General features: G+C 61.8%; 12 protein-coding genes, 1 pseudogene and 2 riboswitches. Of the genes and pseudogenes, 6 read left to right on the top strand and 7 right to left on the bottom strand.

What is annotated here, in order from left to right; all coding sequences use genetic code 11:
* Positions 1-103 precede the first annotated feature (103 nt).
* From HHL24_RS21540 to HHL24_RS21530, 3 genes are all read right to left on the bottom strand, one after another.
* Positions 104-1,213 carry an alkene reductase gene (locus HHL24_RS21540; protein WP_169487429.1) on the bottom strand — a complete coding sequence of 370 codons (1,110 nt, stop codon included), beginning with the start codon at positions 1,211-1,213 and terminating at the stop codon, positions 104-106.
* 68 nt (positions 1,214-1,281) lie between these two features.
* The gene (locus HHL24_RS21535; protein ID WP_169487428.1) at positions 1,282-1,473 is read right to left on the bottom strand and encodes a hypothetical protein; all 192 of its coding nucleotides are present in this window, start codon (positions 1,471-1,473) and stop codon (positions 1,282-1,284) included.
* 110 nt (positions 1,474-1,583) lie between these two features.
* Positions 1,584-2,702 (bottom strand): alkene reductase, encoded by a 1,119-nt coding sequence (locus tag HHL24_RS21530; protein ID WP_169487427.1) that lies wholly within the window; start codon positions 2,700-2,702, stop codon positions 1,584-1,586.
* 235 nt (positions 2,703-2,937) lie between these two features.
* Between HHL24_RS21530 and HHL24_RS21525 the strand changes: the two genes are divergently transcribed.
* The 3 genes and pseudogenes from HHL24_RS21525 to HHL24_RS21515 all read left to right on the top strand — a co-directional run.
* Complete coding sequence (locus HHL24_RS21525) at positions 2,938-3,822, top strand: LysR substrate-binding domain-containing protein (RefSeq protein WP_169487426.1); 885 nt, start codon at positions 2,938-2,940, stop codon at positions 3,820-3,822.
* Between the two features lie 159 nt (positions 3,823-3,981).
* Entirely contained in the window at positions 3,982-5,118 is a 1,137-nt protein-coding gene (locus HHL24_RS21520; protein ID WP_329606718.1) for a Gfo/Idh/MocA family protein, read from the top strand.
* 38 nt (positions 5,119-5,156) lie between these two features.
* A pseudogene (locus HHL24_RS21515) lies at positions 5,157-5,495 on the top strand (SDR family NAD(P)-dependent oxidoreductase); the annotation flags it as partial.
* A gap of 21 nt (positions 5,496-5,516) precedes the next feature.
* On the opposite strand, the gene HHL24_RS21510 reads toward HHL24_RS21515, so the two are convergent.
* The 4 genes from HHL24_RS21510 to HHL24_RS21495 all read right to left on the bottom strand — a co-directional run bounded on the left by HHL24_RS21510 (position 5,517) and on the right by HHL24_RS21495 (position 9,072).
* On the bottom strand, positions 5,517-6,560 hold the full coding sequence (locus HHL24_RS21510; protein WP_169487424.1) for a rod shape-determining protein: 1,044 nt from the start codon (positions 6,558-6,560) through the stop codon (positions 5,517-5,519).
* A gap of 122 nt (positions 6,561-6,682) precedes the next feature.
* Positions 6,683-7,090 carry a hypothetical protein gene (locus HHL24_RS21505; RefSeq protein ID WP_329606717.1) on the bottom strand — a complete coding sequence of 136 codons (408 nt, stop codon included), beginning with the start codon at positions 7,088-7,090 and terminating at the stop codon, positions 6,683-6,685.
* 135 nt (positions 7,091-7,225) lie between these two features.
* Entirely contained in the window at positions 7,226-8,278 is a 1,053-nt protein-coding gene (locus HHL24_RS21500; RefSeq protein WP_169487423.1) for an ABC transporter substrate-binding protein, read from the bottom strand.
* A 173-nt stretch (positions 8,279-8,451) separates the two neighbouring features.
* Positions 8,452-8,587: riboswitch (guanidine-I (ykkC/yxkD leader) on the bottom strand.
* 116 nt (positions 8,588-8,703) lie between these two features.
* Positions 8,704-9,072, bottom strand: a complete 369-nt coding sequence (locus HHL24_RS21495; protein ID WP_169487422.1) for a helix-turn-helix domain-containing protein — start codon at positions 9,070-9,072, stop codon at positions 8,704-8,706.
* 156 nt (positions 9,073-9,228) lie between these two features.
* Here HHL24_RS21495 and HHL24_RS21490 point away from each other — a divergent pair, with 156 nt between their 5' ends.
* The 3 genes from HHL24_RS21490 to HHL24_RS21480 all read left to right on the top strand — a co-directional run bounded on the left by HHL24_RS21490 (position 9,229) and on the right by HHL24_RS21480 (position 12,780).
* On the top strand, positions 9,229-10,119 hold the full coding sequence (locus HHL24_RS21490; protein ID WP_169487421.1) for a sugar phosphate isomerase/epimerase family protein: 891 nt from the start codon (positions 9,229-9,231) through the stop codon (positions 10,117-10,119).
* Positions 10,120-10,183: 64 nt separating this feature from the next.
* Positions 10,184-11,245 (top strand): isopenicillin N synthase family dioxygenase, encoded by a 1,062-nt coding sequence (locus tag HHL24_RS21485; protein ID WP_169487420.1) that lies wholly within the window; start codon positions 10,184-10,186, stop codon positions 11,243-11,245.
* Positions 11,246-11,809: 564 nt separating this feature from the next.
* A riboswitch (guanidine-I (ykkC/yxkD leader) is annotated at positions 11,810-11,967 on the top strand.
* A 57-nt stretch (positions 11,968-12,024) separates the two neighbouring features.
* Positions 12,025-12,780 carry an urea amidolyase associated protein UAAP1 gene (locus HHL24_RS21480; protein WP_169487419.1) on the top strand — a complete coding sequence of 252 codons (756 nt, stop codon included), beginning with the start codon at positions 12,025-12,027 and terminating at the stop codon, positions 12,778-12,780.
* Positions 12,781-12,784 lie beyond the last annotated feature (4 nt).

Genomic DNA, 12,784 nt, shown 5'->3' with positions numbered 1-12,784 from the left:
AGCGAATTGGAGAGCGACCTTTGCCCCACGCTCGCCAAGATATTCCGCCGTGAGCAGATCCGATTGCGGCAGGGAAACTTCCGCGCCCTCGTCAGCATTTCAATCAGGCGGAGCGCCTGTGCTCCTCGTCCTGGTAATACGCGTAGTCGGTGTAACCGACATGCGTGCCGCCCCAGAATGTCGAACGATCATAGTGAGTGAGGGGGAGCCTATGTTGCAAACGGCGTGGCAGGTCGGGATTAGACGTGAAGTACCGGCCAAATGCGACGAGGTCGGCATCGCCCTTGCGCAGGATTTCTTCCGCGCTATCGCCATTGAAGCCGCCGGCGGCAATGATTGGGCCGTCGAAAGCGCGGCGTAGCAGGGCAGCCGCCACCGGCTTCTGATGCTCATCGAGCGTTTCGACGCCTTTGATGCGTGGCTCGATAACGTGTAGATAGGCGATTCCAAACCTGTTCAATTGCTCTGCCGCATAGGTAAACGTCGCTTCGGGATTGGAGTCGGATATTGAACCCCACTGTCCGCTTGGCGATAAGCGCACGCCCACGCGGTTCGCCCCCCACACCGAAACCAACGCGGTGACGACTTCAATCAGGAAGCGCGCGCGTTTTTCGATGGTGCCGCCGTACGCATCTGTACGCTTGTTGGTGCCGTCCTGCAGGAATGTATCAGCCAGGTAGCCGTTCGCCGAATGCAGTTCAACCCCATCGAGGCCGGCAGCCAATGCGCGCTCGGCGCTTCTCCGGTAATACTCGATCACGGTCCGGATTTCGGGGACATCGATCGCACGGTGCATCGAAACCGGTACCCACCCGTTATGCGTCAACGCTTCGCCTTCGAACGGCACCTCGGATGGTGCGATCGGCGCCGCTCCGCCTGTCAGGTCGACGTGCGACTGGCGCCCGTCGTGTCCCAACTGCATGAAGATGCGGCCGCCCTTCGCATGGACGGTGTCCGCGATTTTTCTCCACCCCGCAATGTGTGAGTCGTCATAGATGCCAGGTGCACCGAGGTAGCCGCGGCTGTCGTAAGACACGTGCGTCGATTCGGTGATGATCAGGCCACCGGCGGAGGCGCGTTGGCTGTAGTACTCCAGCATCATCTCGCTGGGACTGTCGTCGCTGTTGGCGCGAAGGCGCGTGGTCGGCGCATGCACCACGCGATGATTCAATGTGTAAGGGCCGAATTGAAGCGGCGAGAAGAGTCTGGTCATCGTCAATCCTTGATGAATGTCGAATCCAATTGGCGTAGCGGTGAACTGGCGCTGCTTCATGTCTCACCTTATGCGGCAGTGACCGCGCCTTTTTGCACCCGAACCTGGTGCTTGCCGATGCTGGCCGTCAGGATCAACGCCGCGACTTCGCAGAGAGCGGCGGTCCAACCCAGGTTGTTCACCGAGGTGAAACTCAAGGTCACGGAACCGAGCGCGGCGCCGAGCGAAAAGCCGAGATACATGAACGAAGCGTTCAGCAACAGCCGGCAATCATGAAACTCTCGGTGCCGACCGCGAATGTCCCTAACGCCAGCCAGTAAAGCGGCGCCAGGGAAGTTGGCTGGGTGGTGCTGTCTATCGTGTACTCCGCTTACGCTGCTACAGCGTCCGTGGTTTCGGCGCTGTAGAACGGGTAGTCGGTATAGCCGACGTCGGTGCCGCCGAAGAAGGTGGGGCGGTCATACGGATTCAGCGGCAACTGAAGGCGCAGGCGTTCCGGCAGATCCGGGTTGGCGATGAAGTCGCGGCCAAATGCGACCAGGTCGGCGTCGCCAGACTGCAGAACAGCTTCGGCGGTAGCGGCCTTAAAGCCGCCGGCGGCGATGATGACGCCCTTGTAGTGCTTGCGGATCAGTTGCGCGGCGACCGGGTTCGGGTCCTTGCTGTCGTCGTCGACGTTGCCCAATACACGCGGCTCGATCAGGTGCAGGTAGGCCAGGTTCAGTTTCGCCAGTTCTTGCGCGACGTAGCTGAAGAGACCTTCCGGATTGCTGTCCGACATATCGCCCCAGCTGCCGCTCGGGCCAAGGCGTACGGCCACGCGCTCGCTGCCCCACACCGAGATGACCGCCTGGGTGGCTTCGATCAGGAAGCGGGCACGGTTTTCAAACGAGCCGCCGTAGATGTCGGTGCGTTTGTTGCTGCCGTCCTGCAGGAACTGATCGAACAGGTAGCCATTGGCGGCGTGCAGTTCGACGCCGTCGAAGCCGGCCTTCTTGCCGCGAATCGCGGCCGTGCGAAAGCTCTCCACCAGCTCGGCGATCTCGGGGATGGTCAGCGCGCGGCTCGGCGTGTTCGGAATCCAGCCCGCTTCGGTGTAGGCAACGCCGCCATGCGGCACGGCGGAGGGCGCCACCGGCTGCACGCCACCTGGCTGCAACTGGCTGTTGGACTGGCGCCCGGCGTGATACAGCTGCAGGAAGATGCGGCCGCCTTTAGCGTGCACGGCCTGCGTCACCTGCTTCCAGCCGGCGATCTGGCTGTCGTCGTAGAGGCCAGGTGCACCGAGGTAGCCGTTGCCATTGGGTGCGGCGATGGTGGCTTCACCGATCAGGAAACCGCCTTCTGACGCGCGCTGCGCATAGTACTCGGCCATCAACGGCCCGGGCCTGGCACCTTGTTCGGCACGCATGCGGGTGAGCGGTGCCAGCACGACGCGATGGGCAAATTGGTAGGGACCGACTTTGACTGCGGAATGAAGTTTGGACATGACTTCCTCGAGATTGGGTGGCTGGTGACGCCTGATCAACAGCGGGCTTTCGACCTTGAGGAGCAGTGTATGGACGGACGGCAATAAGAAAAATAGGCTAAGGTTCCGAATATATCGGACAAGCAAGTCCGCAATCGACTCGTTCATTGCTACAGAGCGAGCCGCAGCCGGGGTTCGAACGCTTGCCTGCGTCGCCGGGCTGGCACAAATCGGCCTCGGGCCTCGGGAAGCGGCAATGGACAGCCTCAGCGGTATTTCGGTGTTCGTGCAGGTGGCGGAAACTCGCAGCTTTACCGAGGCGGGACGGCTGCTCGGCGTATCGTCTTCGGCGGTCGGCAAAAGCGTTGCGCGCACCGAGGAGCGCCTCGGCGTACGGCTCTTTCACCGCAGCACGCGCAGCATCACGCTGACGGCCGAAGGGGCGTTGTTCCTGGAACGATGCCGGCGCATCCTCGGCGAACTCGAAGCGGCGGAAGCCGAATTGTCCGATGCCGCCGGCAGTCCGCGCGGCAGACTGCGGATCAGCACGCCGCAACTGTCCGAGCTGATCATGCCGGCGCTGGACGGTTTCATGCTGCAATACCCGGACATCGAACTCGACGTCGATCTCTCCGATCGCATGGTGGATATCATCGAAGAAGGCTTCGATGCGGTCATACGCACGGGTGAGCAGCACGATTCGAGGCTGATGTCGCGGCGCCTCGGTTCCTGCGGTCAGGTGCTGGTCGCTTCGCCCGGCTATCTCGAGAAGTACGGCGTACCTAAGCATCCGTCCGAACTCGTTAAGCACGCCTGTCTGCTACATAAATTCCCCGCGAGCGGCAAGCTGGAACGCTGGCCGTTTCAGCTCGCTGCGTCGGAAGCGGAGCCGGAGTTGCCGCAAACCTTCGTCGCCAACACCATTGAAGTGCTGGGCTTTCTGGCGCTTCAGAACAAGGGGCTTGCCTTCGTGCCGACCTTCCTCGTGCGCGATGCGCTGGCGAGCGGTGCGTTACAGATCGTGCTCGACGACTTTATCGACCAGACCGTCACCTTCTGGATCTTGTGGCCGGCAAGCCGTTACGCTTCGCCGAAGCTGCGCGTCTTTATCGACTACGTCAGCCAGAATCTGCGGATCTGACCCGACAGGGGCGGCAAAGAATCGGCTAAAAGCCGCGACACAGGACTGAAATGTCCGAAATGATCGGAACCTCAGCCTGTTTATCTCCAATCACCTGGACTCTACTATGGCCCTGTCGCTGCACAGATGGTCTGCACAGCGTCAAACTGGAGAGTTCTTGTGAACAGTATCGTCAGTCGAGCTACAGGCTCCGGCAAAATCAGGGTGGGGGTTATTGGGCTCGGCAACTGGTCGGAATATGGGCACCTGCCTTCGCTGAAACTGCTGCCGGAATATGAACTGACTGCCGTGTACAGCCGCAGCCCGGAAAAAGCGGCAGCGCTGGTCGCGCGCCATGGATTCAAATACGCGGCAACCTCATTGCAGGAACTGGTATCGCATCCGGAAGTCGATCTCGTCCTTGTGTTGACGCCGGCTTTCCAGCACGAGGAGGGCATTCGCGCGGCCATCGAGGCGGGTAAAGACGTCTACTGTGAATGGCCGCTGACGCCGAGCACGGAGTTGTCGAGCGAGTTGCTCGCGTTGGCCGACAAGGCGGGCGTGCGCACCATCGTCGGTCTGCAACGGCGCCTCAATCCGGGCTACCGTTATGTGCGCGATCTGCTGGAGCAGGGCGAGATCGGCGAAGTACGTTCGGTGCGCCTGCATGTGAGCGTCGAGTACTTCCAGCGTGAACGGCCCGCTTCCCTGTACTTCACGATCCCCGAAAAGAACTTCTCCAGCCTGCTGTCTATCTACGGCGGCCACTTCCTGGACGCCTTGTTCACGACAATGGTTGGTTATCCTCAGAGCCTGTCGGCGCTGACTGTCAACCAGTTCAAGGAAGTTACGCTGGTGGAGACCGGAGAAACATTCCCGCATACCAACGCTGACCAGGTCGTGCTGGCAGGGACTTTCGCCAACGGCGCCGTGCTGACGGTCCATATCGAGGCGGGAAAGCGCAATAACTTCGGTATGCAGCTCGACGTGACAGGCAGCAAGGGCGACCTGAAAATCTGGAACACCACCAGCTTCGGCGACGCCTTCAACCACATTGAAATCGCGCGGGGCGACCGCCAGGCGCTTACCGGGCTGGCGATCCCAGCGGAATATGACTGGCTGCCGCCAAGCGAACTTGGCGCGAGTGTGCTGGAATTGGCGAACCTGTACGCCGCCCATGCACGCGACGTCAAAACCGGTTCAACGCTTGCGCCCACTTTCGCTGACGCGAGCCGGATGCATGAACTGATGGACCAGATCGTGGAATCGGATCGCACGGGACAGCGTGTCCCGCTCTCGTTCAGCATGCCTGGTTGAGCCGGACAGCCGCATCAGGCACTGACGCCGGCTCCAGTAATATTTCATCGACGATGGGTTCGCGCGGCGCGGCGAACGCGTCTCTTTACGTGGCAAGCAAGCACGCGGTGGAAGGTCTGACCAGATCAGCGGCGATCGAGGGTGCCGCTTCAGGCGTGCGCGTCAACGCCATTGCTCCGGGTCCGGTCGAGACCGCGATGCTCGAGCGGCTAACCGGCACCGCGGAGCGAAAAGCCGCTTTTCTCACGAACGTTCCGCTCAAGCGCGCGGGAACGCCTGAAGAGATAGCCGACGCCATCGTGTTCGTCGCGTCCGACAAGGCGAGCTTTATCACTGGCGAAATCATCAGGATCAACGGCGGAAAAACGGCCTCGTAAGCCGTCGTTCGCGAGGCGAGCTTACTCGTACGAAAACGCCCCGCCGAATTTGTCCATCCGCTCCAGCGCCATCCCCGAGCCGCGCACCACACAGGTCAGCGGCGCCTCGGCGACGAACACCGGCAGGCCGGTTTCTTCCGCAAGCAGGCGGTCCAGATCGCGCAGCAACGCGCCGCCGCCCGCCAGCATGATGCCGCGCTCGGCGATGTCGGCGCCCAGTTCCGGCGGCGTCTGTTCGAGCGCGATCTTCACCGCCGAGACGATCTGATTCAGCGGATCGGTAAGCGCTTCAAGAATCTCGTTGCTGGACACCGTGAAGCTGCGCGGAATGCCCTCGGACATGTTGCGGCCCTTGACCTCCATCTCCTTGACTTCGGAGCCCGGAAAGGCGGAGCCGATTTCCTTCTTGATCACCTCGGCGGTCTGTTCGCCGATCAGCATCCCGTAGTTGCGGCGAATGTAGTTGACGATCGCATCGTCGAACTTGTCGCCGCCCACGCGCACCGAACCCTTGTACACGATGCCGCCGAGCGAGATCACGCCCACTTCGGTCGTGCCGCCGCCGATGTCGACCACCATCGAACCGGTCGCCTCGGAGACGGGCAACCCGGCGCCGGTGGCCGCGGCCATCGGCTCTTCGATCAGGTAGACCTGCGAGGCGCCCGCGCTATGCGCGGCTTCCTTGATCGCGCGCCGCTCGACCTGAGTCGAGCCGCACGGCACGCAGATGATGATGCGCGGCGACGGCGCGAACATCCGCGACTCGTGCGCCATCTGGATGAAGCGCTTGATCATCTGCTGGGTGATGTTGAAGTCGGCGATCACGCCGTCCTTCATCGGGCGGATCGCCTCGATATTGCCCGGCACCTTGCCGAGCATCTGTTTTGCTTCCTTGCCGACGGCCAGAATGATCTTCTTGCCGTTGGGGCCGCCTTCCTGACGGATCGAGACCACCGAGGGTTCGTCCAGCACGATGCCCTTACCACGCATGTAGATCAGGGTGTTCGACGTGCCGAGGTCGATTGCCAGGTCGTTGGAAAAATAGCCGCGCAGAAAACCAAACATGCAAATTCCTGTCTCGCTGATGCCGGGCGCGCGAGCGCGCCGCTTGGGAATGCCGCCCGGAGGCGGCAGGCGACCGGTTGACGGTCGGGAGAGGGGGAAGAATAACAGTTTCGCGCGGAGGCCTACTTGGGCGGGCGTACCCGGAGCGAGTTATCGGCCTGCCATTTGATGCGTTCGCAATTGCCTTTGACCCGCACCGCGAATTCCGACGGGGAACTGAGTTGCAGCGAGCGCATCTGGATCGCATCGCTATCCCCGCGCCGCCAGCCCGTTTGCCAGCGCGTATCGAACTGGCTGGCTTCGGTGAGAACCTTTCTGAGTTTCTCCTTGTACTCGGCCACGTCCTGCGCGGATCCTCCGCAGAATTCTTTGGCGAAGCGGGCACGTTGGCCCGCGGCTTCCGCGCTGCCGTTGGCGCCGTCCTCGCTAGCTGACGCGGGCCGTGGCTGGGCCAGCAGCACAAGCACCAGCAAAGGCGCCAGCGTGAGCAGGGCGCGCAGGGGGCGATAGCAAGAGCGGTTTTTATACACGATTGCCTCCTTGTGGCCGTCCTCCTGCGCCGCAACGAATCGCGTGTGTTAAGCGGCGGCGCGTGCTGCCGCTCATATTACCGTGTCTGACTGGAGCGGCCTGACTGCCGGCGCAGTCAGGCCGCCGCGAGCGCCTTACGGCGCGTTGGTCAGCGCCGGGTCGAGATAGGCATTGACGTTCTGCGCCTGCTTGTAGACCGCGTTGCGCACGTTGAACTTGTCCGCGTTCACGCTCGAACCGTACACTGAGTCCAGCCCATCACCCTTGACGAAGGCCTTCCTGGCCGCCGCCGCGTCGAGCAGGTGCGTGCCTTTCAGCAACGGCAGATACTGGGCCGGCGTCAGGCCGACGCGCGCGGACATGATCTTCACGGCATCCGGTTGCGTCTTCGGATCGTTGATGTAGGCCACGCAGCGATACCAGACCTTGATCACCTTGGCCCAGTCGGCCTTGCGCGACTGCAGACTGACCGGGTTGACCGTGATCGCGTCGTAGATCAGGCCCGGCGCGTCCGCCGAGGTGAAGATCGGACGTGAGCCAGGCACGCGCTTGAGCGCTTCGCCCGCGTTCGGCTGCCATGCGCCGACTGCGGCGACGTCGTTGGACGACGCCAACACCTGCGGCAACTCGTTCGTCTTCGCGTTGACGAGCTGGATGTCCGATTCCTTGAGCGCATGCTTCTCGAGCGCCGTGTCCAGCAGCAGGTGATCGACCAGACCCATTTCGACACCGACCTTTTTGCCCTTGAGTCCATCGACCGTGCGGATGGGCGGCTTGGCCACGATCATGTCGTTGCCGCTCGAGTAATCGGTCAGGAGAATCATCACGTTTTTGGCGCCGCTTGCACCGGTGACCAGCGCATCGCCGTTGGTCGCGCCGACCGCGTCGAGCTTGCCGGCGGAGAACGCATCGAGCGAGGCCGAGTAGTCGAACCACTGGAAATTGACATCCACGCCGGCTTCCTTGAACCAGCCTTTGTCGATGGCAATCTGGAAGGCGACGAAGCCGGGCCAGTCGCTATAGCCGATGGCGAGGGGCGCGGCCGCTTGAGCGGGTGCAGCAGCGAAACCGGTGAAACCAATAGCAAGCGCGGCGGCAGCGCTGGCGATCGCGCCACGCACGCGGCGCGACGAGGCAAGGCTGTTCAATGGGGTGAGGGACTTACGGGCGGATTCGAAGCGTTTCATCGTTTTCTCCAGGAGACCGGTCAATTGCGATTGTTGAGTTGGATCGCGCGGCGACTGCGCGATAAAACAACATGACCGGTTCCCGCGAGAATCCGAACGGTGCGGACACTGCGCGAAAACTGCGGGAGACAAAAGCCGGCCACGGAGAGGCACGATAGACATTGCTATCGCCAATCTCCCGGGCTTTTGTCCCGCCGTGTAGTGCAACTGGCGCTCGCCTTCGAGTCACGCTCGAATCGAACGAACCGGTGCACCGGGCTGCTCTCGGACCAGACATTCTTGCGAACCGGAACCCTAGCATCCCTAAGATGCGACGCTGCCGCACCTCTCGGCAATTAATCTAGCGAGAAATATGCCAGCCGGAGTGGTCGATATTTCGAACCGCTGTTATGCGAATGTTTCAGCGCAAACATGGCCTCAAAGGTTCAATCCAGCGTGGCGAAACGCTGATGGACGTAGGCGAGAAACTGCTCGAGGCGTTCCTCGATCGAGGCCGCAAGACTGACCTGCTTGATGCGGCGATCCGCTTCGGAACCCGTCTCCAGCAGCCAGCCGGCGTCGATCAGCTCCTGCACGTAGCGAACCGCGGTGCGGCGGCTCACGCCAGGCATGAAGTCGTAGAGCGCCGTCTTGGCGAAGTCATTTTCCGGCTCGACCCACATCCGGCAAAACAGATCGCTGTAGTTGAGGTCGTTCAGCCCCAAGTCGCCGAAATGCGAGGACCACTGCCAGTCCATGTCGAGAATGGCGCGCGCGACAGCTTGCCCCTTGTGACGCGCAAGTTTCTTCTTCATCGATTCACCACGAGGAGGAGGGATGCACAGTTTAAGTGCTAATCGCGCCGGAAATCGGGCGCGCCTGGATTATGCATGGCGACGCAAAGATATTTTATTGACTAAGGAATTTCGTGTGTACTATTGCATGCAATTTTGCATGTAATTGGAGAGACGATGAAATTCGAACTGTTCAAGACGTTCTGGGGATTCGAAGGCGGTCCGCATGATGCCGCACCGCTGGTGCGCGCCGCCGGCTTCGACGGAATCGAAGCGCCGGTTCCGGCGGGCGGCGCTGAGCGTGAAGCTTTTGCGCTGGCCATTGCCGACGAGCGCCTGCCGTTCATCGCGGAGATCACGACAGCGGGCAGTTATGTGCCGGAACGGTCCGCCACGCCGGCGGACCACCTGCGCGACTTCGAGGAAAAGATCGTGTGGGGCAAGCCGCTCAAGCCACGCTTCTTCAACGTCATGGCAGGCTGCGACGCGTGGCCGGCCGCCACGCAAGTGGACTTCTTCGCGCGTGCCGTTGAGATCGCAGCGAGGCACGAGGTGATCTGCAGCTTCGAGACGCATCGCGGCCGCTCGTTCTACAACCCATGGATTACCCGCGATGTCGCGCGCGTCGTGCCAGAACTGAAGCTGACATGCGACTTCAGCCATTGGGTGTCGGTGTGCGAGCGTCTGCTCGACGGCGAGTGGGACACGATTCTCGAGCTTGCGCCACATGCGCATCACCTGCACGGGCGTGTAGGCTATCCGCAAGGTCCGCAGGTTCCGCATCCGGCAGCGCCCGAATACGCGGACTGCCTCGCCTCGCACCAGCGGATCTGGGAGGCGCTGTGGAGCGCACAGATCGAAAATGGCTACACGACTACGACGATGACACCCGAGTTCGGCCCCGATGGCTATCTGCACACGTTGCCTTTCACGAATGCGCCGGTGGCCGATCTGTGGGAGATCAATACGTGGATGGGGCGTGAAGAGCGACGCCATCTCGCGGCGTTTCTTGCGGGACGCGAGGCGCGTGGCGCGGTTCGGCTTGCAAGCCGAACCGCAAATGCGTAACCCAACGCAAATGCATTCGCCGACTCAATCGCCCGTCGAACCGCAGCCCATATAGGCAAACCTCATGCGCCAACAAATCCACACCCGTTTCGACCGCCTGCCTGTCGTCGACGTCAGCGGCCTCTTTAGCGATGACCCGGACCAGCGTCTTGCGACCGCGCGCGAACTCGACCGCGCAGCGCGTGACGCAGGCTTTTTCTACGTCACCGGCCATCAGGTCTCACGCGCACAGCAAGCTGCGCTAATCGAACAGGCAAAGCAGTTCTTCGCCGCCCCCGACGACTGGAAGATGCGCTATTACATCGGCAAATCGACCGCACATCGCGGCTATGTGCCTGAAGGTGAAGAAGTTTTCGCGGGCGGCAAGCGCGACAGGAAGGAAGGGTTCGACACAGGCCGGGAGCTGCCGCCCGACGACCCCGACGTCAAAGCCGGCACGCCGATGCTTGGGCCCAATATGTGGCCTGACCAGCCAGGTTTTCGTGAAGCGATCGGCGGCTATTACGACGCGGCGTTCGCGCTCGGCCGCGCGTTGTTCCGTGGCTTCTCGCTCGCACTCGGCTTGCCGGAAACGCATTTCGACAGGTATTTGCAGAAGCCGCCGAGCCAGTTGCGCCTGCTTCACTATCCCTTCGACCCGTCCGCGGAAGACCGGCCTGGCATCGGCGCGCATACCGACTACGAGTGCTTCACGATCCTGCTGCCGACAGCCGCCGGTCTCGAAGTGATGAACGGCGAGGGTGAGTGGATCGACGCGCCGCCGGTCGACAACGCGTTCGTCGTGAACATCGGCGACATGCTGGAGGTATGGACGGGCGGCACGTACGTGGCGACGTCACATCGCGTGCGCAAGGTGAGGGAAGAGCGCTACTCGTTTCCGCTCTTCTTCGCCTGCGACTACCACACGGTGGTCGCACCGCTGCCGCAGTTCGCGACCCCCGAGGCGGTGGCGAAATACCCGCCGGTATCGGCGGGCGACCATCTGTTCGCACAGACGGCCCAGAGCTTTACCTATTTGAAGCAGCGTCTCGAACGCGGTGAGCTGGTGTTGCCGGAGGGGTCGAAGGGTTTGGCGAGCTTTGGGCAACAGGCTCGGTATGCGGGTGCTGAGCAGGATGTTGCTTAGTGAAGTCGCGTTGACCCATGGTTCGGCGACATGGGCGGCCGCTCTAACAGGCGCGCTAGCCGCCGCCGAGCGGGATGCTGACTGGTGAGGCCGCTTGGTAAAGGCTAAATAATTGGAACCTGCGCGCAAAGCATGAGAGGTCCACGATCACGGCGCCCCCTCGGCCTCGTCTACGAGCGGCGCCGTTGCTTTTGCAGTTCGATAAACCGTGCCGACATCAGCGTGTAGAGCGTGCGGCGAAGCGTGGCAAGCGTGAGCATAGTCGGATAAGGGAGGTAATGAATGTGGCGCCTTATCTTGCACACACCGTGCCATCGTGCAGAGCCCCTACGCTGCGTGAGACACGTGAGCACGCAGCCCAATCATGGTGCTTCGCGCATTCAACTGGTGCCGATTCGCCCTCAGCCGTGGTGCGTGGGGCATCAACCCGATCAACCGCCAGCCCGCCGCATTGCGCCACCGACAGCATTCCCTTGTCACGATGCACTTTTGGCCTCCGTACCATCACGCTGGCACGCAACTCGCTTAGCTACGCAGCGAGAGGTGCGAAGTAATTTGCATCATCTTCAGGATCGCTAGGGTTCCGGTCGTACCGCTTTAAAAACTTTTAGAAGGTTTTGAAGCGCGCAGACGATGTCTGGTCCGAGAGCAATCCGGTCTTGCCGTTCACCTTCTTTCAAGGCGCCGGCGAGGCTCCACGGAGGGATAAAAGCCCGGGAGGTCGCGATGTCGGTCAATCGCCCTCTCATGCTTTTTCCCAACCGATACCTGGAGCCTCCATGTCGACGCAACTCCCAGTCGATCTCGCACCGATCCCGCATGTGCTGTGGGAAACCGTGATTCCTGCCGGTACGCATTGGTCCGGCGTATTGCGCCGTGGCGTTGCGCTGCGCATCGTCGATCCCGAGGGCGGCGCTAATCTGGCCGCCGTGTTCTACCGGCACGATGAACCGCTCGAACGCTACAACATGGCCGATACGCTGAAGGCGCAACACACCGCGCATTTGACGCGCGGTCACGTGCTCTATTCGGATATGGGCCGCGTGCTCGCCTCGATCACGGCCGACACCCTCGGCTGGCACGATCCGTTGGGCGGCCTCGGCGATGCCGAACTGTTCGCGGACAAGTACGGTGCGGCCCGCTATCAGCAACATCGCAATGCGATGATCCGCAACGGCCGCGACAGCCTGCTGGTCGAACTGGCCAAGCACGGTCTCGGCGCGCGCGACCTCGTCGCCAATATCAACTTTTTCAGCAAGCTGGCGATCGGCGAGGACGGCTCGCTTAACTTCGTGACGGCTCATTCGAAAGCCGGCGCAGCGTTCGATCTGCGTTTCGAAATGGACACGCTCGCCGCGTTTTCGAGCGCACCGCATCCGTTGAACCCTTCCTCCGAATACGAACCGAGGCCCGTCAAGCTGATCGCGTACCGCGCGTATGCCGCCGATGCCTCCGTACCGGCCGACGATCCCTGCCGTTGCGCCTGTCCCGAGAATGAGCGCGGCTTCGTCAACACCGATCGTCTGTTCGTTTAAGGAG

Source organism: Paraburkholderia polaris (genome assembly GCF_012927345.1).
In the GTDB taxonomy this organism is placed as follows: Bacteria; Pseudomonadota; Gammaproteobacteria; order Burkholderiales; family Burkholderiaceae; genus Paraburkholderia; species Paraburkholderia polaris.
Note: the sequence above shows the minus strand (reverse complement) of the source record. Positions and strands in the feature narration are given on the sequence as shown.